General features: G+C 64.9%; 23 protein-coding genes. 18 read left to right on the forward strand and 5 right to left on the reverse strand.

The window, feature by feature from the left end:
* Positions 1–152: 152 nt before the first annotated feature.
* From RMP06_RS16115 to RMP06_RS16135, 5 genes are all read right to left on the reverse strand, one after another.
* Positions 153–653, reverse strand: a complete 501-nt coding sequence (locus tag RMP06_RS16115; RefSeq protein WP_310462813.1) for a hypothetical protein — start codon at positions 651–653, stop codon at positions 153–155.
* Positions 654–885: 232 nt separating this feature from the next.
* Complete coding sequence (locus tag RMP06_RS16120) at positions 886–1,818, reverse strand: toll/interleukin-1 receptor domain-containing protein (protein ID WP_310462814.1); 933 nt, start codon at positions 1,816–1,818, stop codon at positions 886–888.
* 79 nt (positions 1,819–1,897) lie between these two features.
* On the reverse strand, positions 1,898–2,530 hold the full coding sequence (locus RMP06_RS16125) for a hypothetical protein (RefSeq protein ID WP_310462815.1): 633 nt from the start codon (positions 2,528–2,530) through the stop codon (positions 1,898–1,900).
* A 321-nt stretch (positions 2,531–2,851) separates the two neighbouring features.
* The gene (locus RMP06_RS16130) at positions 2,852–3,766 is read right to left on the reverse strand and encodes an SMP-30/gluconolactonase/LRE family protein (protein WP_310462816.1); all 915 of its coding nucleotides are present in this window, start codon (positions 3,764–3,766) and stop codon (positions 2,852–2,854) included.
* Positions 3,766–4,560: an SDR family NAD(P)-dependent oxidoreductase gene (locus tag RMP06_RS16135; RefSeq protein WP_310462817.1), complete on the reverse strand. Its 795-nt coding sequence runs from the start codon at positions 4,558–4,560 to the stop codon at positions 3,766–3,768. The genes RMP06_RS16130 and RMP06_RS16135 overlap by 1 nt, the downstream gene beginning before the upstream one ends.
* A 155-nt stretch (positions 4,561–4,715) precedes the next feature.
* On the opposite strand from RMP06_RS16135, the gene RMP06_RS16140 reads away from it, so the two are divergent.
* From RMP06_RS16140 to RMP06_RS16225, 18 genes are all read left to right on the forward strand, one after another.
* A complete protein-coding gene (locus RMP06_RS16140; protein ID WP_310462818.1) occupies positions 4,716–6,458 on the forward strand; it encodes an IlvD/Edd family dehydratase in 1,743 nt (580 codons plus the stop codon).
* Positions 6,459–6,467: 9 nt separating this feature from the next.
* Positions 6,468–7,388 carry a dihydrodipicolinate synthase family protein gene (locus RMP06_RS16145; protein ID WP_409050185.1) on the forward strand — a complete coding sequence of 307 codons (921 nt, stop codon included), beginning with the start codon at positions 6,468–6,470 and terminating at the stop codon, positions 7,386–7,388.
* A 55-nt stretch (positions 7,389–7,443) separates the two neighbouring features.
* Positions 7,444–8,517 (forward strand): multiple monosaccharide ABC transporter substrate-binding protein, encoded by a 1,074-nt coding sequence (gene chvE / locus RMP06_RS16150; RefSeq protein WP_310462819.1) that lies wholly within the window; start codon positions 7,444–7,446, stop codon positions 8,515–8,517.
* A 66-nt stretch (positions 8,518–8,583) separates the two neighbouring features.
* The gene (gene mmsA / locus RMP06_RS16155) at positions 8,584–10,113 is read left to right on the forward strand and encodes a multiple monosaccharide ABC transporter ATP-binding protein (RefSeq protein ID WP_310462820.1); all 1,530 of its coding nucleotides are present in this window, start codon (positions 8,584–8,586) and stop codon (positions 10,111–10,113) included.
* Positions 10,114–11,262 (forward strand): multiple monosaccharide ABC transporter permease, encoded by a 1,149-nt coding sequence (gene mmsB / locus RMP06_RS16160; RefSeq protein WP_310462821.1) that lies wholly within the window; start codon positions 10,114–10,116, stop codon positions 11,260–11,262.
* Between the two features lie 61 nt (positions 11,263–11,323).
* Positions 11,324–12,058, forward strand: coding sequence for a FadR/GntR family transcriptional regulator (locus RMP06_RS16165; protein WP_310462847.1), 735 nt, complete (start codon positions 11,324–11,326; stop codon positions 12,056–12,058).
* Positions 12,059–12,080: 22 nt separating this feature from the next.
* Positions 12,081–13,166 (forward strand): aromatic ring-hydroxylating dioxygenase subunit alpha, encoded by a 1,086-nt coding sequence (locus RMP06_RS16170; protein ID WP_310462822.1) that lies wholly within the window; start codon positions 12,081–12,083, stop codon positions 13,164–13,166.
* A 20-nt stretch (positions 13,167–13,186) separates the two neighbouring features.
* Complete coding sequence (locus tag RMP06_RS16175) at positions 13,187–14,203, forward strand: PDR/VanB family oxidoreductase (RefSeq protein WP_310462823.1); 1,017 nt, start codon at positions 13,187–13,189, stop codon at positions 14,201–14,203.
* 34 nt (positions 14,204–14,237) lie between these two features.
* Positions 14,238–15,266, forward strand: a complete 1,029-nt coding sequence (locus RMP06_RS16180; RefSeq protein ID WP_310462824.1) for a TRAP transporter substrate-binding protein — start codon at positions 14,238–14,240, stop codon at positions 15,264–15,266.
* Positions 15,263–15,745 carry a TRAP transporter small permease gene (locus RMP06_RS16185; RefSeq protein ID WP_310462825.1) on the forward strand — a complete coding sequence of 161 codons (483 nt, stop codon included), beginning with the start codon at positions 15,263–15,265 and terminating at the stop codon, positions 15,743–15,745. The genes RMP06_RS16180 and RMP06_RS16185 overlap by 4 nt, the downstream gene beginning before the upstream one ends.
* Entirely contained in the window at positions 15,742–17,070 is a 1,329-nt protein-coding gene (locus RMP06_RS16190; RefSeq protein WP_310462826.1) for a TRAP transporter large permease, read from the forward strand. Before RMP06_RS16185 ends, RMP06_RS16190 begins: the two co-directional genes overlap by 4 nt.
* 157 nt (positions 17,071–17,227) lie before the next feature.
* Positions 17,228–17,569, forward strand: coding sequence for a YegP family protein (locus RMP06_RS16195; RefSeq protein ID WP_310462827.1), 342 nt, complete (start codon positions 17,228–17,230; stop codon positions 17,567–17,569).
* 25 nt (positions 17,570–17,594) lie between these two features.
* Entirely contained in the window at positions 17,595–18,164 is a 570-nt protein-coding gene (locus tag RMP06_RS16200) for a TMEM165/GDT1 family protein (RefSeq protein WP_310462828.1), read from the forward strand.
* Between the two features lie 218 nt (positions 18,165–18,382).
* Positions 18,383–19,273 (forward strand): transporter substrate-binding domain-containing protein, encoded by an 891-nt coding sequence (locus RMP06_RS16205; RefSeq protein ID WP_409050186.1) that lies wholly within the window; start codon positions 18,383–18,385, stop codon positions 19,271–19,273.
* Between the two features lie 70 nt (positions 19,274–19,343).
* Positions 19,344–20,231, forward strand: a complete 888-nt coding sequence (locus tag RMP06_RS16210; protein ID WP_310462830.1) for an amino acid ABC transporter substrate-binding protein — start codon at positions 19,344–19,346, stop codon at positions 20,229–20,231.
* Between the two features lie 11 nt (positions 20,232–20,242).
* On the forward strand, positions 20,243–20,986 hold the full coding sequence (locus tag RMP06_RS16215) for an amino acid ABC transporter permease (RefSeq protein WP_310462831.1): 744 nt from the start codon (positions 20,243–20,245) through the stop codon (positions 20,984–20,986).
* 5 nt (positions 20,987–20,991) lie between these two features.
* Positions 20,992–21,672 carry an amino acid ABC transporter permease gene (locus tag RMP06_RS16220; RefSeq protein WP_310462832.1) on the forward strand — a complete coding sequence of 227 codons (681 nt, stop codon included), beginning with the start codon at positions 20,992–20,994 and terminating at the stop codon, positions 21,670–21,672.
* 30 nt (positions 21,673–21,702) lie between these two features.
* Positions 21,703–22,437: an amino acid ABC transporter ATP-binding protein gene (locus RMP06_RS16225; RefSeq protein ID WP_310462833.1), complete on the forward strand. Its 735-nt coding sequence runs from the start codon at positions 21,703–21,705 to the stop codon at positions 22,435–22,437.
* Positions 22,438–22,489: the final 52 nt, after the last annotated feature.

Below are 22,489 nucleotides of genomic sequence, written 5' to 3' on the forward strand. Positions count from 1 at the left end.
TGCATAACTCGAATGAAAATTTATCATGAAATCAACGACTTACGAAGACTTCGAAGTGATTTTTCCGGAAATTGGCCTAAAAACTGCTCTAGAGTGATTGCAAGCTATTGATTTCAAAGACTTTATTTATGCAACAAAGCCTCTTGTATCCCTCAGGGGTGACCAAGTAGTACGATACCAAGCACGCCCTTGATCGCAGCCGCCGCGACCAGCATTGCGAGCGTGGCGACCACCTTGCATGAAACAGACACTACAACGCGCCAGCCGCGAGCATCTACAGCCCGATAAGCAGTACGGCATCCGAAGTACACGACCACCAGTGGCGCCACACCGACCACCGCACCGAGCACCATTGCACCTTGCATCGGTACATCTGCCGTCGCAGCTTGTGCGGAGGTCAGCATGGTCGCCACCACCGCAGCGGTAACTCGGGTTAAGTGGGTCAGGGTCGAGGTGGTGTGCTGTGCAATCTTGTCGAGGTTGTACATGGTTTGTTCTTGGTACTCAAAGGGTTGGAACATCCGGGGAACAGCCCGATTCTCCACCCTCTCGAAGCGCAGCAACAAACCGCCCACACCACCAAACAGGGGGGTCAGTTGAGAATGCAGCGCCATATTGGATGCAAGTATTCTCTCTACCGGATGCTCTGACATGCAGTGCTTTCAAGAGGACAGAAAAATCCCAATGAAATCAACAGCTTAGAAGTGGTTCATTTTTATCAACTTGTGTCAAGTTCGGCTTTGCGGACGCGGTCGCAAAGCGCCCACTGAGCAAAATCAAGCACTTAGATGGGCTGTATGTTTATCCACCTTGAAAGCACTGGACTAGACACCACCGACCAATGCAGTCCAGGTTAACCGTCCGCGTTGAACCGACAGCCAGACTTCACGTTGCAAATGAAGCTGATTTATTTGGTGCAATGACATAGGAGAAGTTAATCTCATCGACAGAACTTCTGTGCCCGCGGCGCTGAATTCTCTCCACTTTTGTGGCCAAAAAATAACCGGCCGTATTTTGCCAGATTACCACTTCGCCAACACGTGGTGAGCGTGTGCGCGAAGATGTGTCGTATTTTGAGGCATCCGATATTTCGGTGACATCGTTGGCATCGAGTGCTAGTGCAATGGAGCGGATGCTGGGTGGATCTGTGTATGCATGAATTGACGTGTTACTTCCCCCACTCCAGGCGGTCTCAAACGCCATGTCACCGGCTCCAAGAACGTATCTCCCGTTGTTGTTGGAGTAATCAAACGTGACTGAGCCAGCGAGCGCAGGAGATACATAGCGCTCTGGGCCAAACGACACGACTGGTGCCGTTAGCGTGGGGAATTTTGCAAAAGGATTTGTCCCAAGTGGAGGGCGAGGTTTTACTTGCTGGCCATGGAGATCGCGCAGTAATTCTGCGTATTTGGCCTCGTATTGCAGATCGTCTCGAAAGTCGATGAAGACCCGAGACGATAGAAAAGTTGGCATGGGCTGTGCCAGTGTGTTGTTCCGAATAATCGGAACGAAACGATCTGCGACGATATCTTGCATCATTTGCGCGGTGAGGATCATTTTCTCGTAGCCAACACCTCCGCGCAAAGAATTGGACTTTGCTACGTAGGTTTCTGTGCAAACTGCTAGAACTCTGTGCGCAGTGGTTATGCCTGCTTCCATGAATAGCGGGAGGTCGCTACCCAGCGTCAAATCCCATTGATCGAAAACTATATTGACTCCATTTTCTAATAATCGGGTCGCAAGAGTAAGTACCCAATCTTTGTGTGGTTCGTTGTCATGTGAGTAGGAGATGAAGACTTTGGGGGCAGTGGTAGTCATGTTGTTATCGTTTGTTATTGAGGTCTAACGAACGAAAAGGACAACTCAAGCGGCTTCGCCAGCCACCCGAGGTTTCCCCTCATGCGCTCGCACCGAGGAGATCGCGAAATCGCTCTTCAAGAAGCTTGCGAGCCTTGGGGGCTTCGTTCTTGATCGCATCCCACCCTGCATTCCAAGCTTTCTCTTTGTTCTCGCGTATGTGGTCATTGAGACCTTCTTCTCTATATCTTGCATACACGCCAAAGCTGATGATGTGAGAGTGGACTTTCATTGCAAGATTTTCTAAAGATTCGCAAAGTTCTTCAGGCAAGTAAATGCGGTTTTTATCGAAGAAGCGAAAGAACTCGACCAGCTTACTCATTGCCACGCGATGCTTCTCAGCTTTGTTGGACTCACCTTCCCACTCCACGAGCGAGAAAAAGCTTTCTGCCTCCGAGAGCATTTCTACTAGGCAGCCATACAACTCAGCAATGACTGTTGCTCGCTTCTCGTGAAGGCGCGAGAACCTTTCTTTGTGTTCGACTGCCTTGAGTTGCAATTCACCCTTGAGGTGTTCAATCGCTGCGTCGGACTTGGCTTTTAGGTCAGACTCAAATCGCTTCGTGTCACGAGCAACTAGCTTTTCGAGAAGAGATTTCCCCAAGAAACCGAGTACCGCAAGGACTGCTGTATTGCCGCCAATGGCGAGGAGGATGGTTTGCCAAGTTTCCATAAGTGCTTAACGCGATATCTGCATCACACTTTACTGGCGTAACGAACCAGACGCCGCGTATCAGCTTGTCCGCTACAACAAGCGAGTCCACGCTGGAATTGATATTTTTGTGTGGCATGCATGGTTCTACTCCCGTAACAACAGGCCAAAAGCCCGCACAGCAGGCGTAACCCACTACGCCATCAAAGTTTCGGGAGCATAGTTTTTTACGTCACTTTCGCGCGTGAAGACTTCACGCACAGGCCCATCCGACCCCGATTCGCTTGGCGATTGGTCCCAGTGCGACCCAGCGCGCCAGCACCTCGAACCAGCCAGCCAGTCTCACCCTCGAAACCGATACGGCCCCACCCCCCGCCGCCCCACCCGCAACCGAAACACCCCCCCCGCCGCCGGCTCCCCCCCAAGTTCCTCCGCCGTCACCCCCGCCCGCGCCGAGGTCACGAACAACTCGTCCATCCCCGCCCCGCCAAACACCGGACAGGTGATCTGACTCGCCGGCAGCGCCAGCCGATCCGTCTCGCGCCCCTCCGCGTCATAGCGCACGACGCAGTTCCCCCGCCACTGCGCATTCCACAAACCCCCTTGCGCATCGACCGTCGAGCCGTCCGGATACCCCTCGTGCGCCCCGAGCTTCACAAATGGCCTCGGCTCGCCCAGCCGCCCGTCGGCGTGGTAATCGACGCACCAGATCTGCCGCGTCGGCGAGTCGGTGAAATACATCCGCGTGCCGTCCGGGCTGAAGGCGAGGCTGTTGGCCACACCGATCTTCGGCAGCGGCAGGCGCTCGACGTTCAGCGCCCCATCCGTGCAGCCGATGCGGTAGAAATGGCCGATCGGCGCCTCGTCGGGCGTCTGGTTGTAGATGCCGACGACGAAGCGCCCCTGCGGATCACAGCGCCCGTCGTTCAGCCGCGTCGTCGGGTTCTCCGGCTCGACCGGCATGATCGGCGTCAGCAACTCGCCGCGCGCCAGATCGAACAGCGCCACCCCCGATGCCAGCGCGAGCAGCAAGCGCCCCGGCGCCTCGCAGAACGCGAAACTGCCCAGCCGCTCCGGCATCGGCCAGACCCGCACCGCGCCATCCGCCGCCCGCCAGCGGCTGAGCGTCGAGGACTGGATGTCGGTCCAATACAGCGCCTGCTCGACCGGGCACCACAGCGGCCCTTCGCCGAGCTTGGCCCGCGCATCCACCAGCAATTCCGCAGTGACTTCCGCATTGACTTCAGGCTTGTCCATCAAACGATCCCCGCATCCACTTGAAAGTCATGCGCCGTACACAGCGCGCTGTCGTCCGCCGCCAGGAACAGCGCCATGCGGGCGATGTCGGCGGGCATCAGCGGCCGGTCGATGCACTGCAGCCGCGAGATGTCCGCCTTCGCCGCGTCATCGACCCACAGCCGCACCTGCTTCTCCGTCATCACCCAGCCCGGCACCAGCGTGTTGACGCGGATGTTGAACCGCCCGAGATCCCGTGCCAGCCCGCGGGTCAGCCCCTGCACCGCCGCCTTCGACGCGGTGTAGGCCGGCATCCCGCCTTGCTTGAGCATCCAGCTGATCGACCCGAAGTTGACGATCGAGCCGCCGCCCGCCGCCCGCATGTCGGGCGCCACCGCCTGTGCGGCGAAGAACTGGTGCTTCAGGTTGACCGCCACGCCCCGGTCCCACGACTCCGAGGTGGTCGAGTCGATGCTGTGGCGCTGGTCGTTGGCGGCGTTGTTCATCAGCGCGGCGATCGGGCCGCAGCGTTGGCGGATGGACGCGATGGCGGCTTGCAGCGCCGGGATGTCGGTCACGTCGGCACGCACGAACACCGGCGCGTGGCGGGTGCGCGCCTTGCTGGCGAGCGTGGCGGCCAGGGCCTCGCCCGCCGTCTCGTCGATGTCGATGAAGCCGACCCGCGCACCTTGCGCGACGAACTCGCGGACCAGCGTGGCGCCGATGCCGGTGGCGCCGCCGGTGATGAGCACGGTGCGGTCGGTCAGGCTGGGGTAGCGGGCAAAGCGGGCAGGGCGGGGCTTGGGCGGGGACATGGTGGTGGCGACTGGGTTGGCGATCGGGGTAGCGATGTAGTCATACTAAATTTTGGCGATTTGCATGGATTCAGGGTTTGTACCGTGAACATCGCAAATAAAGTAATACTTTAATGGCGACGTTGCCACTCCAGCGTCCCCGCGTTGCACCCGCCATGTCGTCGCCTCCCCGCAAGCTCAGGTCCGCCGAATGGTTCGGCACGGTGGACAAGAACGGCTTCATGTACCGCAGCTGGATGAAGAACCAGGGCATCCCGGACCACGAATTCCAGGGCAAGCCGATCATCGGCATCTGCAACACCTGGTCCGAGCTGACGCCGTGCAATGCCCACTTCCGCGAGCTGGCCGAGCGCGTGCGGCGCGGGGTGTTCGAGGCGGGTGGCTACCCGGTCGAGTTCCCGGTGTTCAGCAATGGCGAGTCAAATCTGCGCCCCACGGCGATGTTCACGCGCAACCTGGCGAGCATGGACGTGGAGGAAGCCATTCGCGGCAACCCGATCGACGCGGTGGTGCTGATGGTCGGCTGCGACAAGACCACGCCGGCGCTGCTGATGGGCGCGGCGAGCTGCGACGTGCCGGCGATCGCGGTGTCGGGCGGGCCGATGCTCAACGGCAAGCATCAAGGCCGCCACATCGGCTCGGGTACCGCCGTGTGGCAGCTCTCCGAGCAGGTCAAGGCCGGCACGATCTCGATCCACGAATTCATGTCGGCCGAGGCGGGCATGTCGCGCTCGGCGGGCACCTGCAACACGATGGGCACCGCCTCCACGATGGCGTGCATGGCGGAGGCGCTCGGCGTCACGCTGCCGCACAACGCGGCGATCCCGGCGGTCGATGCGCGGCGCTACGTGCTGGCGCACCTGTCGGGCATGCGCATCGTCGAGATGGCCAAGGAGGATCTGCGCCTGTCGAAGCTGCTGACCCGCGAGGCGTTCGAGAACGCGATCCGCACCAATGCGGCGATCGGCGGTTCGACCAACGCGGTGATCCACCTGAAGGCGATCGCCGGGCGCATCGGCGTCGAGCTGGCGCTGGAGGACTGGACCCGCGTGGGCCGTGGCACGCCGACGATCGTCGATCTGCAGCCGTCCGGGCGCTTCCTGATGGAGGAGTTCCACGACGCGGGGGGCCTGCCGGCGGTGCTGCGGCGGCTGGGCGATGCGGGTCTGCTGCCCCATCCGGACGCGCTCACCGCCAACGGCCGCACGCTGTGGCAGAACGTGCAGGACGCGCCGCTCTGGAACGACGAAGTGATCCGCCCGCTGGACAAGCCGCTGGTGGCCGATGGCGGGATCTGCATCCTGCGCGGCAATCTGGCGCCGCGTGGGGCGGTGCTCAAGCCGTCGGCGGCGACACCCGCGCTGTTGCAGCACCGGGGCAGGGCGGTGGTGTTCGAGAGCCTCGAAGACTACAAGGCGCGCATCGCCGATCCCGAGCTGGTGGTGGATGCGCAGTCGGTGCTGGTGCTGAAGAACTGCGGGCCGCGGGGTTATCCCGGCATGGCGGAGGTGGGCAACATGGGCCTGCCGCCGAAGCTGCTGGCGCAGGGCGTGACGGACATGGTGCGGCTGTCGGATGCGCGCATGAGCGGCACGGCCTACGGCACCGTGGTGCTGCACGTCGCGCCGGAAGCGCGGGCGGGCGGGCCGCTGGCGGTGGTGCAGGACGGCGACTGGATCGAGCTGGACTGCGCGGGCGGACGGCTGCACCTGGAGGTGTCGGACGAGGAGTTGCAAGCGCGTCTGGCGGTCTGGGCCGACACGCGCCAGCCCATCCCGGCCGATGGCAGCGGCTACCGCAAGCTCTACGTCGAGCATGTGCTGCAGGCGGACGAGGGTTGTGATTTCGATTTCCTGGTCGGGTGCCGCGGGGCCGAGGTGCCGCGCCATTCGCATTGAGGTGACCCCATGCTGAAACCCCGCCATGCCGGCGTCTATCCCGTGGTTCCGACGACGTTCACCGCGTCCGGCGACCTCGACCTGCCCAGCCAGTTGCGCTGCGTCGATTTCATGATCGACGCGGGTTCCAACGGCCTGTGCATCCTGGCGAACTTCTCCGAGCAGTTCGTGCTGTCCGACGACGAGCGCGAGACGCTGACCCGGGCGATCCTCGAACACGTCGCCGGCCGCGTGCCGGTGATCGTGACGACGACGCACTTCAGCTCCCGGATCTGCGCCGAACGCAGCCGCCGTGCGCAGGAACAGGGCGCGGCGATGGTGATGGTCATGCCGCCGTACCACGGCGCGACGCTGCGCGTGTCGGAAGGGCAGATCCACGCCTTCTACCGCACCGTGTCCGACGCGATCGACATCCCGATCATGGTGCAGGACGCGCCGATCAGCGGCACGCCGATGTCCGCCGACTTCCTCGCCCGCATGGCCCGCGAGATCGCGCAGGTGGCGTATTTCAAGATCGAGACGGCCGGCGCGGCGTCGAAGCTGCGTGAGCTGATCCGGCTCGGTGGCGACGCGGTCGAAGGGCCGTGGGACGGCGAAGAGGCCATCACGCTGCTGCCCGACCTGGACGCGGGCGCGACCGGCGCGATGACCGGCGGCGCGTACCCGGACGGCATCCGGTTGATCGTCGATGCCTACCGCGCAGGGCGGCGCGAAGAGGCGGTGGCGCTCTACACGCAGTGGCTGCCGCTCATCAACTACGAGAACCGCCAGTGCGGCCTGCTCGCGTGCAAGGCGCTGATGCAGGAGGGCGGCGTGATCGCCTGCGAGGCGCCGCGCCATCCGCTGCCCGCGATGCACCCCGACACCCGCGCCGGCCTGATCGAGACGGCGCGCCGGCTTGATCCGCTGGTGCTGCGCTGGGGCCGCTGAATTCCAACCCGCTGAGCCCGGCTGGCTCAAGTTCAATTCCCCACAGGAGACAACGATGAACCGCAAACTGATGCTCAAGACCACGCTGGCCACCACCCTGGTCGCCGCGTTCGCGCTGACCGGCACCGCCCACGCCCAGGACAAGGGCACCGTTGGCGTGTCGATGCCGACCAAGTCCTCGGCGCGCTGGATCTCCGACGGTGACAGCATGGTCAAGGTGCTCAAGGACAAGGGCTACAAGGTCGACCTGCAGTACGCCGATGACGACATCCCGAACCAGCTCGCCCAGATCGAGAACATGGTCACCAAGGGCGCCAAGGTGCTGGTGATTGCCGCGATCGACGGCACCACGCTGTCCAACGCGCTGCAGAAAGCGGCCGACAAGGGCGTCAAGGTCATCGCCTACGACCGCCTGATCAAGGGCAGCAAGAACGTCGATTACTACGCCACCTTCGACAACTTCCAGGTCGGCGTGATCCAGGCCAACTCGCTGGTCAAGGGCTTGAATCTGGCCGGTGGCAAGGGCCCGTTCAACATCGAGCTGTTCGGCGGCTCGCCGGACGACAACAACGCCTTCTTCTTCTACGACGGCGCGATGTCGGTGCTCAAGCCCTACATCGACAGCGGCAAGCTGGTGGTGCGCTCCAAGCAGATGGGCATGGACAAGGTCGGCACGCTGCGCTGGGATGGTGCCGTCGCCCAGGCGCGCATGGACAACCTGCTCAGCGCCTACTACGGCAAGGACCGCGTGCATGCCGTGCTGTCGCCGTATGACGGCCTGAGCATCGGCATCCTGTCGTCGCTGAAGGGTGTCGGCTATGGCACGCCGAAGCAGCCGTACCCGTTCGTCTCGGGTCAGGACGCGGAAGTCGCCTCGGTCAAGTCCATGCTGCGCGGCGAGCAGTATTCGACCGTGTTCAAGGACACCCGCGAACTCGCCAAGGTGACGGGCGGCATGATCGACGCGATGCTCAGCGGCAAGAAGGTCGAGATCAACGACACCAAGACCTACAACAACGGGGTCAAGGTGGTGCCGTCCTACCTGCTCAAGCCGGTCAGCGTGGACGTGTCGAACTGGAAGCCGATCCTGATCGACAGCGGCTACTACAAGGAAAGCCAGATCAAGTAAGCGGGGAACCCCCCTCCCGGCCTCCCCCCGCTGGGGGGAGGAGGCATACATGACGAGGCCCACCCCGTGACAACCATCCTAGAGATGCGCGGCATCACCAAGCAGTTCCCCGGTGTCAAGGCGCTCGACAACGTGAACCTGCGCGTGCAGGCCGGCGAGATCCACGCCGTGGTGGGCGAGAACGGCGCCGGCAAGTCCACGCTGATGAAGGTGCTCAGCGGCGTGTACCCGCACGGCAGCTACAGCGGCGAGATCGTCTTCGACGGCCAGCCGCGCGCCTTCAGCGGCATCGCCGACAGCGAACACGTCGGCGTCATCATCATTCACCAGGAGCTGGCGCTGGTGCCGCTGCTGTCGATCGCCGAGAACATCTTCCTCGGCAACGAGCCGTCGCGCTACGGCGTGATCGACTGGCAGGCGTGCCACGTCCGCACCCGCGCCCTGCTCGACAAGGTGGGGCTGGCCGAGTCGCCCACCACGCTGATCGACGACCTCGGCGTGGGCAAGCAGCAGCTCGTGGAGATCGCCAAGGCGCTGTCCAAGGAGGTGAAGCTGCTCATCCTCGACGAGCCGACCGCCAGCCTGAACGAGACCGACAGCGACGCACTGCTGCGGCTGCTGGTGGAGCTGCGGCGCCAGGGCATCGCCTGCATCCTCATCTCGCACAAGCTCAACGAGATCGCCAAGGTGGCGGACGCGGTGACGGTGCTGCGCGACGGCGCGACGGTCCACCACATCGACTGCCGCGACGCCCCGCCGAGCGAGGACGAGATCATCCGCCACATGGTCGGCCGCGAGATGGCCGACCGCTACCCGCGCCGCACGCCCGACCTCGGCGAGACGGTGTTCGAGGTGCGCGACTGGACGGTGCACCACCCGCTGCACGCCGACCGCATGGTGGTCAAGGGGGTCAGCCTGACGGCGCGGCGCGGCGAGATCGTCGGCATCGCCGGGCTGATGGGCGCCGGGCGCACCGAGCTGGCGATGAGCGTGTTCGGCCGCGCCTACGGGCAACGGATTCGCGGCGAGGTGCGGGTGAAGGGGCAGGTGGTCGATGTCTCCACCATCCAGCGTGCCATCGACCACGGCATCGCCTACGTCACCGAGGACCGCAAGGGCTACGGCCTGGTGCTCGACCACGGCATCGACCACAACATCACGCTGGCGCACCTGTCCGGCGTCTCCAGACGCGGCGTGATCGACGAGGGCCGCGAGTTCACGGTCGCCAACGAGTACCGCCGGGCGCTGGGCATCCGCTGCGCCGACGTGTACCAGACGGTCGGCAACCTCTCCGGCGGCAACCAGCAGAAGGTGGTGCTGAGCAAGTGGCTGTTCTCGCAGCCGCAGGTGCTCATCCTCGACGAGCCGACCCGCGGCATCGACGTGGGCGCCAAGTTCGAGATCTACAGCCTCATGGCCGGGCTGGCCGCCGAGGGGCGCTGCATCGTGATGATCTCGTCGGAGATGCCGGAGCTGCTCGGCATGTGCGACCGGATCTACGTGATGAACGAAGGCCGCTTCGTCGCCGAATTCACCGCCGCCGAGGCGAGTCAGGAAAAGATCATGCGATCGATCGTGTCAGCAGGAGCGCACTGAATGGATGCCTTGAAGAACAACCTCCGCGAGTACGGGATGCTGATGTCCCTGATCGCCATCATGGCCTTCTTCCAGGTCATGACCGACGGCACGCTGATGCAGCCGCTCAACCTCACCAACCTGATCCTGCAGAACAGCTACATCGTCATCATGGCGCTGGGCATGCTGCTGGTGATCGTGGCGGGGCACATCGACCTGTCCGTGGGGTCCGTGGTGGGCTTCATCGGGGCGCTGGCCGCCGTGCTGATGGTGCAGTACGACTGGCATTACCTGCCGGCCACGCTGGTGTGCCTCGTCTGCGGCGGGTTGATCGGCGCGGCACAGGGCTGGTTCGTCGCCTTCATGAAGATCCCGTCCTTCATCGTCACGCTGGCGGGGATGCTGGTGTTCAAGGGCCTGAGCCTGGCGCTGCTGCAGGGGCAGTCGGTCGGGCCGTTTCCGGACACCTTCCAGCTCCTCAGTTCGGGCTTCATCCCCGACGTGTTCGAGGGCGAGACGTTGCGCGTGACCTCGCTGGTGATCGGGCTGGCGCTGGCGGCGGGGCTGTTCTGGCTGAAGCTGCGCGAGCGCACGCAGCAGGCGGCGCACGGCATGGCGGGCGAGCCGCTGGCGTTCTTCGTCGGCAAGCAAGGGGTGTTCGTCGCGCTGATCGCGCTGTTCGCCTACCTGCTGTCGTCCTACAAGGGCCTGCCGAACGTGCTGATCATCATGGCGCTGCTGATGGCGCTGTTCGACTTCGTGACGCAGCGCACCGTCGTCGGCCGGCGGCTCTACGCGCTCGGCGGCAACGAGAAGGCGGCACGGCTGTCGGGGATCAAGACCGATCGGCTGTCGTTCTGGACCTTCGTCAACATGGGCGTGCTGGCGGCGCTGGCCGGGCTGGTGTTCGCGGCGCGGCTCAACACGGCCACGCCCAAGGCGGGTCTCGGCTTCGAGCTGGACGTGATCGCGGCCTGTTTCATCGGCGGCGCGTCGGCTTCGGGCGGGGTGGGCAAGGTGCTGGGGGCGGTGATCGGCGCCTTCATCATGGGCGTGATGAACAACGGCATGTCCATCCTCGGCATCGGCATCGACTACCAGCAGGTCATCAAGGGGCTGGTGCTGCTCGCCGCCGTGTTCGTGGACGTGTACAACAAGAAGAAGGGTTGATGCCCAAGTGAAAGCCCCGTTCACGGACCCGCACTACCGCGAGCCGCCTGACCGAAAAAGCATGCACGGGCGCATCGTGCGCGACCTGGGGATGCGCATCGTCTCGGGCGAGCTGAAGCCCGGCGACCGGCTGCCGAGCGAGGCGTCGCTGTGTGCCGACTACGACGTGAGCCGGCCGGTGCTGCGCGAGGCGACGCGGGTGCTGGTGGCCAAGGGACTGGTGCTGTCGCGCCAGCGGGCCGGCGCCACGGTGCGCGCCCAGAGCGACTGGCACCTGCTGGACCCGGACGTGCTGTACTGGCTGATCCAGTCGAAACCGCAGGGCGAGTTCGTCGAGACGCTGCTGACCGTGCGGCGCATCTTCGAGCCAGCCGCCGCCGCGCTGGCCGCCCAGGTCGCCAGCGACGCCGCGATCGACGGCATCGCCAGCGCCTATGCCGCGATGGAAGCCGCCCCCACGCCCGAGGCGCTGCTGGAGCCGGACCTGGCCTTCCACCGCCGCATCGCCGAGGCCACCGGCAACGCGCTGCTGGCCTACATCGGCAACATGCTGTCGCTGGCGCTGCGCGAGTCGATCAAGCTCAGCAGCCAGCACCCGGACACGCATGCGCTCTCGCTGCCGCGCCACAAGGCCATCCTCACCGCGCTGCAGCACCGCGACCCGCTCGGTGCCCGGCAGGCCACGCTGGTGCAACTGGAAGAAACCAAGGGGGATCTTTCGGTGGTGCTGGACACGCCAAATGGCCAGAATGTCGCGGCAACCACCGACCGTTCCTTTTTCAGACCCTTTTCCTAGCCCCTGCACAGGGAGTCTGCTGATGTCCGCCACCTTTCCGCTGAACGCCTGGTACGTCGCCGCCTGGGACCACGAGGTCAAGCGCGTGCTGCTGCCCCGCACCATCGCCAGCCGCGACATGGTTCTTTACCGCACCACGGCGGGCGAGGCCGTGGCGCTGGAAAACGCCTGCTGGCACCGGCTGCTGCCGCTGTCGCTGGGGCGGCTGGTGGGCGACGAGGTGGAGTGCGGCTACCACGGACTGGTGTACGACGCGCAGGGTCGCTGCACCCACATGCCGTCGCAGGAAACGGTCAACCCTTCGGCCTGTGTGCCGTCGTATCCGGTGGTCGAGCGGCACCGCTTCGTCTGGGTCTGGCCCGGTGATCCAGCACTCGCCGATCCCGCGCTGGTGCCCGATCTGCACTGGAACCACGACCCCGCCTGGGCGGGCGATGGCAAGCTGATCGAGGTGGCCTGCGACTACCGGCTGGTGATCGACAACCTGATGGACCTGACGCACGAGACCTTTGTCCACGGCACGTCCATCGGAAACCGCGAAGTGGCCGAGGCGCCCTTCGTCACGACACACGGCGACCGCACTGCCACCGTTACGCGCTGGATGTCCGGCATCGAAGCGCCGCCGTTCTGGGCCTCGCAGATCCGGCAGGCGCATGGCTACACCGGTCCGGTCGATCGCTGGCAGATCATCCACTTCGAGGCGCCGTGTACCGTGGCGATCGACGTGGGGGTGGCGAAGGCGGGCACGGGCGCGATCCCGTCCGAGGGCCACGAGAGCGACCGGCGGCAGGGCGTCAACGGCTACGTGCTCAACACGATCACGCCGTCCACGGAGAAGACCTGCCTGTACTTCTGGGCCTTTTCGCGCAACTACCTGCTGACCGAGCAGAAGATCACCACCGAGCTGCGCGAAGGCGTGACCCGCGTGTTCGGCGAGGACGAGGTGATCCTCGAAGCGCAGCAGCGCGCCATCGACGCCCACCCTGGCTACCGCTTCAGCAACCTGAACATCGATGCGGGTTCGATGTGGGCGCGCCGCCTGATCGACCGCCAGATCGCGGCCGAGCAGCGGCCCGGCGCCGCGGTGATCCCCATTCGTGCGGCCTGACCCCGCGGGAGCTTGTTGCCATGAAAGCCAGCCAGCAGACCCACCTCGTCACGGTGGACCACATCACCGACCTCAGCCCCACCGTGCGCGAGTTCACTTTGCGGCCCGACGATGGCGCCGCTGCCGCCTACGCACCGGGCAGCCACCTGCCGGTCGAGGTGCCAGTCGGCGAGCGCCGCACGGTGCCGCGCCACTATTCACTGATCGGCCTGCCGGGAGATGGCGTCTGGCGCATCGCGGTCAAGCACCTGCCGCAAGGCCGGGGCGGCTCGCGGGCGATGTGGCGGCTGGAGGAGGGTGCCCAGCTGCGGGTTGGGGCGCCAGCCAGCCATTTCGAGCTGGACCACCGCGCCCGCGACGTGCTCTTGCTGGCCGGTGGCATCGGCGTGACGCCGCTGGTCGGCATGGCGCAGGCGCTGGCGGAACGGGCGGCGTTGCGCGGCGATGTGCGGGTACGGATGCTCCAGGTGGCGCGCACGGCAGACGAACTGGTGTTCTCCGACACGCTGACCGAGGCGCTGGGCGAGCGGCTGCGCACCGTCATCACCGGGGCGGGGCAGGCGCTGGACCTCGCCGCCGAGATCGCCGCGCTGTCGCCGCAGGCGCAGCTCTACGTCTGCGGCCCGGCCGGGCTGATGCAGCACACGCGCCGCGTCTGGGCCGAGGCGGGCCGGCCAGCGGTACACCTGCGCTTCGAGACCTTCGGCACCAGCGGCGAACACCCGGCGCAGGTGTTCACGGTGAAGCTGCCCCGGCACGGCCTGACGCTCGATGTGCCGCCCGACAGCACGCTGCTGGAGGCGCTGGAGCGGGCCGGGGTCGAGGTGCTGGCGGACTGCCGGCGCGGCGAGTGCGGGCTGTGCACGGTGGACGTGCTGGCGGTGGAGTCCGGCGTGCTCGACCACCGCGATGTCTTTCTCAGCGCCGGGCAGCGCGCCGAGAACCGGCAGCTCTGCGCCTGCGTGTCGCGGGTGGCGGGCGGGGCATCGGGAACTCCCGCTTGTGTCGTGCTGGACAGCAGCTATCGTGCCGACTGAGTTTGCGTTTGCGTTTGAATCAGGAGACAACGACATGAAGACCCCGTTCCGGCTGGCTGCCACGGCCGCCGCGCTGACCCTGGCCGGCGCTGCCCAAGCCCAGGAAGTCACCCTCAAGTTCCACCACATCTGGAACACCCAGGCGATGGCTTCGGTCAACGTCATCACGCCGTGGTGCGACAAGATCGCCGCCGAATCGGCCGGCAAGATGAAGTGCCAGGTGCTGCCGGCCATGTCCGGTGGCGGCACGCCGCCGCAGCTCGTGGACCGCGTGAAGGATGGCGTGGACGATGTGGTCATCACGCTGCCCGGCTACACGGCCGGCCGCTTCCCGGCGATGGAGGTGTTCGAGCTGCCCTTCATGACCAACTCGGCCGAGGTGGGCGCCCGCGCCGCCTGGGACTACCTGCAGAAGAACGCGCTCAAGGAATTCCCGGGAACGAAGATCCTGGCCACCTGGGTCCACGACGAAGGCTATGTTCACACCCGCGAGAAGTCGGTGAAGACGCTGGCGGATTTCAAGGGTCTGAAGATGCGCGCCCCGACCCGGCAGACCAACAAGCTGCTGGCAGCGCTCGGTGCGTCCCCGGTCGGCATGCCGCTGCCGGCGCTGCCCGATGCGGTGAGCAAGGGCACCATCGATGGCTTCCTGCTGCCGTGGGAGGTGATGCCCTCGCTGAAGCTGCACGAGATGGTCAAGTACCACACCGAGACCGACCCGTCGCGCCCGGCCCTGTACAGCGCGGTGTTCGTCTTCGCGATGAACCATGCCAAGTACGACAGCCTGAGCCCTGAGCTGAAGAAGGTGATCGATGCCAACAGCGGCCCGGCGTATTCGCAGTCCATCGGCAAGATCTGGGACAACAGCCAGGCGGTCGGCCGCAAGGCGGCGGTGGACCACGGCAATGTGTTCTACCGGCTGCCGCTGTCCGAGATGGACAACTGGGTCAAGGCTTCGGCCGGGCTGTATGACGACTGGACCGCTGACATGGACAAGCGTGGCCTGAACGGCAAGCAACTGCTGCAGGACGCCCGTGATCTGCTGGTGAAGTACAAGAAATGAGCGCGGCACTGTCCCGGCTGGCCGGGTGGTTCGCGGTGCTGGGCGGGCTGTGCGCCGGGGCGGTGGCGCTGATGGTGGTGGTCAGCATCGCCGGGCGGGCGCTGTGGGCGACACCGATTCCCGGTGATGTCGAACTCACGCAGTTTGGCGTGGCGTTGTGCATTTCGCTGTGCCTGCCCTGGGCGCAGGTTCACCGCGCCAACATCATCGTGGACTTCTTCACCCAGAAAGCCGGGCCGGCCACCCTGCGCGGGCTGGATGGGCTGGGCGCCTTGCTGCTGGCGGCCATGACGGCGCTGCTGGCGTGGCGCACGGCGGCTGGCGCACAGGCCATGCTGGAGGCGCACGAGGCGACGATGATCCTCGACCTGCCGATGTGGTGGGTCTATGCGCTGCTGGCGCCGGGCTTGGCGCTGACGGCGCTGGTCGCACTGGTGCAGGCGGTCGTCGGCCCCGATGCCACGGAGGCCACCGCATGACGCCCACCGTGATCGGCCTGATGATGTTCGCGGGCATGCTGGCGATGATGGCGCTGCGCGTGCCGATCGCCGCCGCCATGTTCATCCCCGGCGCGCTCGGCTACTGGGCGCTGACCAACGACATGGCACTGCTCAACCAGATCAAGGGTGCCCCGGTCGCCCGGCTCACGGTCTACGACCTGTCGGTGATCCCGCTGTTCCTGCTGATGGGCCAGTTCGCCACCCAAGGTGGTCTGAGCCGCGACCTGTTCAAGGCAGCGGCGGCCTTTGTCGGCCACATCCGCGGCGGGCTGGCGATGGCGGCGATCCTGGCGGCAGCGGCGTTCGGCGCGGTGTGCGGTTCGTCCGTCGCCACGTCGGCCACGATCACCCAGGTGGCCTACCCGGAGATGAAGGCCAATGGGTACCACGGTCGGCTGTCCACCGCGGCGCTGGCCTGCGGCGGCACGCTGGGCATCCTGATCCCGCCGTCGGTGCCACTGGTGGTCTACGCGATCCTGACCGAGCAGAACGTCGCCAAGCTCTTCGCGGCGGCCTTCATTCCCGGGCTCATCGCGATGACCGGCTACCTGATCGTCATCGCCATCGTCTGCCGCTTGCGGCCGGAGCTTGCCAAGCCGAGTGCGCCGCTGGCGTGGTCGGCGCGCTGGGCCGCGCTGCTGAACATCTGGCCGATCGTGCTGATCTTCCTGGTGGTGTTCGGCGGCATCTACGGCGGGCTGTTTTCACCGACCGAGGGCGCTGCAGTCGGCACGGTCGGCACCTTCCTCGCGGGCGTGATGCGGCGCGAACTGGACCGCGCTGGCATCGTGCGCAGCTTCATGGGCACGGCCGAAACCTCGGCGATGGTGTTCATGATCTTCCTCGGCGCCGACATGATGAACGCCGCACTCGCGCTGACGCAGATGCCTGCAGCGCTGGCGCAGTGGGTCAGCCACCTGCCGGTATCACCGCTGCTGATCGTCGCCGGGGTGCTGGCGATGTATGTCGTGCTGGGCTGCGTGATGGACGAGCTGTCGATGCTGCTGCTGACGATTCCGGTCATCTTCCCCGCGGTGATGGGCTTGCCGCTGATGGGGCTGGAGGCCGAGCCGAAAGCGATCTGGTTCGGCATCCTGGTGCTGATGACGGTGGGCATCGGGCTGGTGGCGCCGCCGGTAGGGCTGAACGTCTACGTGGTCAACGGCATCGCACGCGACGTGTCGATGAACGAAACCTACAAGGGCGTGTTCCCCTTCCTCGCCAGCGACGTGCTGCGGCTGGTGGCGCTGCTGGTGTTTCCGTCGATCAGCCTGGGGCTGGTGACATTGCTGTTCAAGCCGTGAGGCCCGGGAGTGAGGGCAAGTCTTGGCGCATCCTGAAACTCGGGTTCGCCCGAGCGGCAGCGCCAGATTCCTCGTCTATTCTTTAGCCGCGCCGCTCTCAGACAGGCGCGTGCAGGCACCAGAACAGTGTCCAAAAACTAACGCAGGAGTCACCACCATGGCAGGTACGTTCGAACTCAAGGCCTCAGGCCAGGACCAGTTCCGCTTTTCGCTCAAGGCGGGCAATCACCAGATCATCCTCACCAGCCAGTCCTACGCCAGCAAGGCGTCGGCGCTGAACGGCATCGAATCGGTGCGCACCAACAGCCAGCTCGATGCACGCTTCGACCGCCGCACCTCCAAGGCCGGCGAGCCGTACTTCGTGCTGACGGCCGGCAATGGCCAGATCATCGGCCAGAGCGAGATGTACTCGTCGGCCGCGGCGATGGAAAACGGCGTCCAGTCCGTCACCCGCAACGGCGCGGACGCGGCACTGAAGGATCTGACCGCCGAGGTCTGACCGCCTGGGTTCCTAAAATGCGCGGATGGAACCCTTTCTCATTTCAACTGGTGTCGTCGCCCTCGGCGAAATCGGCGACAAGACCCAGCTGCTTGCCCTGCTGCTGGCTGCGCGCTTTCGCCGGCCAGTGCCGATCATCCTCGGCATCTTTGTCGCTACCGTGCTCAACCATGCGCTGGCCGGTTGGGTCGGCGGGACAGTGGCGCGCTTTCTCGGCCCGGACTTGCTGCGCTGGGTGATCGGCATATCCTTTCTGGCAATGGCCGCGTGGATGCTGGTGCCCGACGAGATCGACGACGCGGAAGGTGGCACGCAGCGTTTTGGCGTCTTCGGTACCACCGTGATCGCGTTTTTCCTGGCCGAGATGGGCGACAAGACGCAGATCGCCACCGTGGCCCTCGCGGCGCGTTACACCGAGCTGTTCCAGGTCGTCGCCGGCACGACCTTCGGGATGATGCTGGCGAACGTGCCGGCCGTGCTGCTCGGCGACCGCGCCGCCCGCGCGATTCCGATGCAACTGGTCCACGCCATCGCGGCGGGCGTCTTCGCGGTGCTGGGTGTGCTGACGCTGTTCAATGTCGGGCGCCTGTTCTGAGTGCCTGCTCTGGTCTGACGGAAATCCGACCCCCAGTGTGGTGCGCTGACGGATAGCCGGTCCCGCACCGGGCCGCGTCCGCAGCGCAACGTTTCAAATCAAGCACTTGGCGCTGGCTGGCCGCTGGAGTGGTACCGGCGAAAGCTGGCACGCCCCGTGCAATCTGACCGGGCATGGCTGCCGTCCTTGACCTGATTCGCCCGCTCCAGGGCCACCTTGTGCGCTCTGCGCGGGTGGCGCTTCTGGCGGGTGCTGGTCTGGCAAGCGGCGCTGCGCTCGCGCAGGAAGCCGACACCCTGCGCAAGATCGCCGAGACCGGCACGATCAACCTCGGGCACCGCGAGTCGTCGGTGCCGTTTTCCTACTACGACCAGCGCAAGCAGGTGGTGGGCTATTCGCACGAGCTGATGCTGCGCCTGCTGGACAACATCAAGGCCGAGCTGAAGCTGCCCGCGCTGACCATCAAGCTGATCCCCGTGACGGCGCAGAACCGCATCCCGCTGGTGCGCAACGGCACGGTTGATCTGGAGTGCGGCTCCACCACCCACAACGCCGAGCGGGCGCGGCAGGTCGGTTTTTCCACCAGTTTCTTCCTCGCCGGCACGCGGCTGATGACACGCCGCGGCTCCGGCATCCAGGACTTTCCGGATCTGGCCGGCAAGACCGTCGTGGTCACCGCTGGCACCACCTCCGAGCGGCTGCTGCGCACCTACACCGAACGCAACAGCCTGCGCATCACGACGCTGCCGGCCCGTGACCACGGGGACGCCTTCCTGGCGCTGGAGTCCAGCCGGGCCGAGGCATTCATGATGGACGACGCGCTGCTCTACGGCGAACGGGCCAAGGCGGTGCGCCCGGACGACTGGGTGGTGGTGGGAACCCCGATGTCCACCGAGGCCTATGCCTGCATGATGCGGCGCGGCGATCCGGCCTTCAAGGCGGTGATCGACCGCGGACTGACCGAGCTGATGCGTTCGGGCGAAGCGTTGAAGATCTACACCCGGTGGTTCCAGGGGCCCATTCCGCCCAAGGGGCTGAACCTGAACTGGCCGCCGTCCCCGGCGCTGCTGGAGTTGTACAAGAAACCCAATGATCGGCCCCTGGGCTGAACACGTCGGCCCCAAGGGCTTATCTGCTGTCTATCCACCCACTGCATTCGTTGCTTGAAAAGGAAGTCTCATGAAGAAGTCTCTGCTGGTCGTCGCTGCGCTGCTGGCCTTCGGTACGGCACACGCTGACACGCTCAAGAAGATCAAGGACAGCGGCTCCATCACGATGGGTGTGCGCGAGTCCTCCGGCGCACTGTCGTACACGCTGGGCGACAACAAGTTCGTCGGCTACCACATCGAACTGTGCGAGCGCGTGATCGCCGACCTGGAAAAGTCGCTGGGCACCAAGCTCGCCGTCAAGTACCAGCCGGTCACGTCGCAGAACCGCATCCCTCTGATGGAAAACGGCACCGTGGACATCGAGTGCGGCTCCACCACCAACAACGCCGCCCGCCAGAAGCAGGTGGCTTTCGCCGTCACCACCTTCGTCGAGGAAGTGCGCATCGCCGTCAAGGCGAACTCGGGCATCACCGCGATCGGCCAGCTCAACGGCAAGAACGTGGCCACCACCACCGGCACCACCTCGGTGCAACTGCTGCGCAAGCACGAGAAGGCCACCGGCGTCGATTTCAAGGAAGTCTTCGGCAAGGACCACGCCGACAGCTTCCTGCTGCTCGACTCCGGCCGCGCCGACGCCTTCGTGATGGACGGTGCCATCCTGGCCGGCAACATCGCCAAGTCCAAGGCCCCGGCCGACTTCAAGATCGTCGGCGAGGTGCTCTCGACCGAGCCGATCGCCATCATGCTGCCCAAGGACGAACCGGCCTTCAAGACCGCCGTGGACAACAGCCTGAAGGCGATGATGAAGTCCGGTGAGATCGCCAAGGTGTGGGACAAGTGGTTCATGCAGCCGATCCCGCCGACCAATTCCAAGGTGGGCATGACCGTCAACGACAACACCAAGGCGGCCTGGGCCAATCCCAACGACAAGCCCGCTGAAGACTACGCCAAGAAGTAAGGAGCCGACCTGTGACTAGCTGGGACTGGCAGGTTTTCTGCAAGAACACGGTCGATGGCGAGCTGGTGCCGCGCTGCTTCGGCGAGGGCGGCGACATCACCTACCTCGACTGGCTGCTGTCGGCCTGGGGCTGGACGGCGTCGGTGTCGGCGCTGGCGCTGATCGTGGCGCTGGGGTTCGGGGTGCTCATGGGCATCTTGCGCACCACGCCGAGCCGCGCGCTGGTCTTCATCGGCGACGCGTGGACGGAGCTGTTCCGCAACATCCCGGTGCTGGTCCAGGTCTTCCTCTGGTACTTCGTGATCCCTGAGCTGGTGCCGCCGCTCAAGCAGGTGCCGAGCTTCCTGCTGGTGGTGGTCGCGCTGGGTTTCTTCACCTCGGCGCGGATCTCCGAGCAGATCAAGGCTGGCATCCAGAGCCTGCCGAAAGGCCAGCGCTACGCCGGTCTCGCGATGGGCCTGACCTTGCCGCAGACCTACCGTTACGTGCTGCTGCCGATGGCGTTCCGCATCGTCGTGCCGCCGCTGACCAGCGAAAGCATGGGCATCGTCAAGAACTCATCGGTGGCGTTTTCGGTCTCGGTGGCCGAACTCACCATGTTCGCCCGCCAGGCGCAGGAAGAAACCTCCCGCGGCATCGAGGTCTACCTCGCCGTGACGGGCCTGTACTTCCTCACCTCGATCCTCGTCTACCAGGTCGCGCGGGTCATCGAACACCGTGTGCGCATTCCCGGCACCGTCGGCGGAGGCAAGTGAATCCCATGGCCTCCTCCGGACTCCAACTCGATTTTTCCTTCCTCACGGTCGATGTGCTGGCGAGCTACGTCAGCAAGGGCCTGTGGTTCTCGGTGCAGCTCACGCTGGTGGCGATGATCGGCGGCATCGTGCTGGGCACCTTGCTGGCGCTGATGCGTCTCTCGGGCCGCAAGTCGCTGGAGATGCCCGCCGCTGCCTACGTCAACGTGATGCGCAGCATCCCGCTGGTGATGGTGATCCTGTGGTTCTTTCTGCTGATTCCGCTGTTGATCGGGCGGCCGATGGGCGCGGAGCTGTCGGCGGTGATCACCTTCACGCTGTTCGAGGCCGCGTATTACGCCGAGATCATGCGCGCCGGGATCCAGTCGATTTCGCGTGGCCAGGTCCACGCCGGCTACGCGGTGGGCATGACCTACCGCCAGACCATGCAGCTGATCGTGCTGCCGCAGGCCTTCCGCAACATGCTGCCGGTGCTGCTGACGCAGACGGTGATCCTGTTCCAGGACACCTCGCTGGTCTACGCGATCGGCGCCTATGACCTGCTCAAGGGCTTCGAGATCGCCGGCAAGAACTTCAACCGCCCGGTGGAAACCTATCTGGTCGCGACCGTCGTGTACTTCGTGATCTGCTTCTCGCTGTCGATGCTGGTCAAGCGTCTGCAGAAGAAGATCGCCATCATTCGCTGAGTTTCACGAGATTCACTGAGGAACATTGCTGTGATCGACATCCAGAACATCTCCAAGTGGTACGGCAGCTTCCAGGTGCTCACCGACTGCACCACCACGATCAAGAAGGGCGAAGTCGTCGTCGTCTGCGGCCCGTCCGGCTCGGGCAAGTCCACGCTGATCAAGACGGTCAACGCGCTGGAGCCGTTCCAGAAGGGCGACATCGTCGTGGACGGCATCTCCATCGCCGATCCGAAGACCGACCTGCCCAAGCTGCGCAGCCGCGTCGGCATGGTGTTCCAGCACTTCGAGCTGTTCCCGCACCTCTCCGTCACCGAAAACCTGACGCTGGCGCAGATCAAGGTGCTCGGCCGCTCGCAGGACGAGGCGAAGACACGCGGCCTGAAGATGCTCGACCGCGTCGGCCTGATGGCGCACAAGGACAAGTTCCCCGGCCAGCTCTCCGGCGGCCAGCAGCAGCGGGTGGCGATTGCGCGCGCGCTGTCGATGGACCCGATCGTGATGCTGTTCGACGAGCCAACCTCGGCGCTGGACCCCGAGATGGTGGGCGAGGTGCTGGACGTGATGGTCAAGCTGGCGAACGAGGGCATGACGATGATGGTCGTCACGCACGAGATGGGGTTTGCCAAGAAGGTGAGCCACCGCGTCATCTTCATGGACCAGGGCAAGATCATCGAAGACTGCAAGAAGGACGCCTTCTTCGGCGACCCGGACGCCCGCTCGCCGCGCGCCAAGGAATTCCTGTCGAAGATCCTGGGGCACTGACACGGAACCGTCCCGGATCTTCGGGCCGCAGCGCCCGATCTGGCCGCCGCTG

Source organism: Sphaerotilus sp. (genome assembly GCF_031429695.1).
Lineage (GTDB): Bacteria > Pseudomonadota > Gammaproteobacteria > Burkholderiales > Burkholderiaceae_C > Sphaerotilus.

Coding starts and splice junctions, on each gene's coding strand:
- RMP06_RS16135 (WP_310462817.1), bottom strand. CDS start 4,560: ATGTCCCCGCCCAAGCCCCGCCCTGCCCGCTTTGCCCGCTACCCCAGC.
- RMP06_RS16145 (WP_409050185.1), top strand. CDS start 6,468: ATGCTGAAACCCCGCCATGCCGGCGTCTATCCCGTGGTTCCGACGACG.
- chvE (WP_310462819.1), top strand. CDS start 7,444: ATGAACCGCAAACTGATGCTCAAGACCACGCTGGCCACCACCCTGGTC.
- RMP06_RS16220 (WP_310462832.1), top strand. CDS start 20,992: ATGGCCTCCTCCGGACTCCAACTCGATTTTTCCTTCCTCACGGTCGAT.
- RMP06_RS16175 (WP_310462823.1), top strand. CDS start 13,187: ATGAAAGCCAGCCAGCAGACCCACCTCGTCACGGTGGACCACATCACC.
- RMP06_RS16195 (WP_310462827.1), top strand. CDS start 17,228: ATGGCAGGTACGTTCGAACTCAAGGCCTCAGGCCAGGACCAGTTCCGC.
- RMP06_RS16185 (WP_310462825.1), top strand. CDS start 15,263: ATGAGCGCGGCACTGTCCCGGCTGGCCGGGTGGTTCGCGGTGCTGGGC.
- RMP06_RS16115 (WP_310462813.1), bottom strand. CDS start 653: ATGTCAGAGCATCCGGTAGAGAGAATACTTGCATCCAATATGGCGCTG.
- RMP06_RS16170 (WP_310462822.1), top strand. CDS start 12,081: ATGTCCGCCACCTTTCCGCTGAACGCCTGGTACGTCGCCGCCTGGGAC.
- RMP06_RS16130 (WP_310462816.1), bottom strand. CDS start 3,766: ATGGACAAGCCTGAAGTCAATGCGGAAGTCACTGCGGAATTGCTGGTG.
- RMP06_RS16165 (WP_310462847.1), top strand. CDS start 11,324: ATGCACGGGCGCATCGTGCGCGACCTGGGGATGCGCATCGTCTCGGGC.
- RMP06_RS16180 (WP_310462824.1), top strand. CDS start 14,238: ATGAAGACCCCGTTCCGGCTGGCTGCCACGGCCGCCGCGCTGACCCTG.
- RMP06_RS16210 (WP_310462830.1), top strand. CDS start 19,344: ATGAAGAAGTCTCTGCTGGTCGTCGCTGCGCTGCTGGCCTTCGGTACG.
- RMP06_RS16140 (WP_310462818.1), top strand. CDS start 4,716: ATGTCGTCGCCTCCCCGCAAGCTCAGGTCCGCCGAATGGTTCGGCACG.
- RMP06_RS16125 (WP_310462815.1), bottom strand. CDS start 2,530: ATGGAAACTTGGCAAACCATCCTCCTCGCCATTGGCGGCAATACAGCA.
- RMP06_RS16200 (WP_310462828.1), top strand. CDS start 17,595: ATGGAACCCTTTCTCATTTCAACTGGTGTCGTCGCCCTCGGCGAAATC.
- RMP06_RS16190 (WP_310462826.1), top strand. CDS start 15,742: ATGACGCCCACCGTGATCGGCCTGATGATGTTCGCGGGCATGCTGGCG.
- RMP06_RS16120 (WP_310462814.1), bottom strand. CDS start 1,818: ATGACTACCACTGCCCCCAAAGTCTTCATCTCCTACTCACATGACAAC.
- mmsB (WP_310462821.1), top strand. CDS start 10,114: ATGGATGCCTTGAAGAACAACCTCCGCGAGTACGGGATGCTGATGTCC.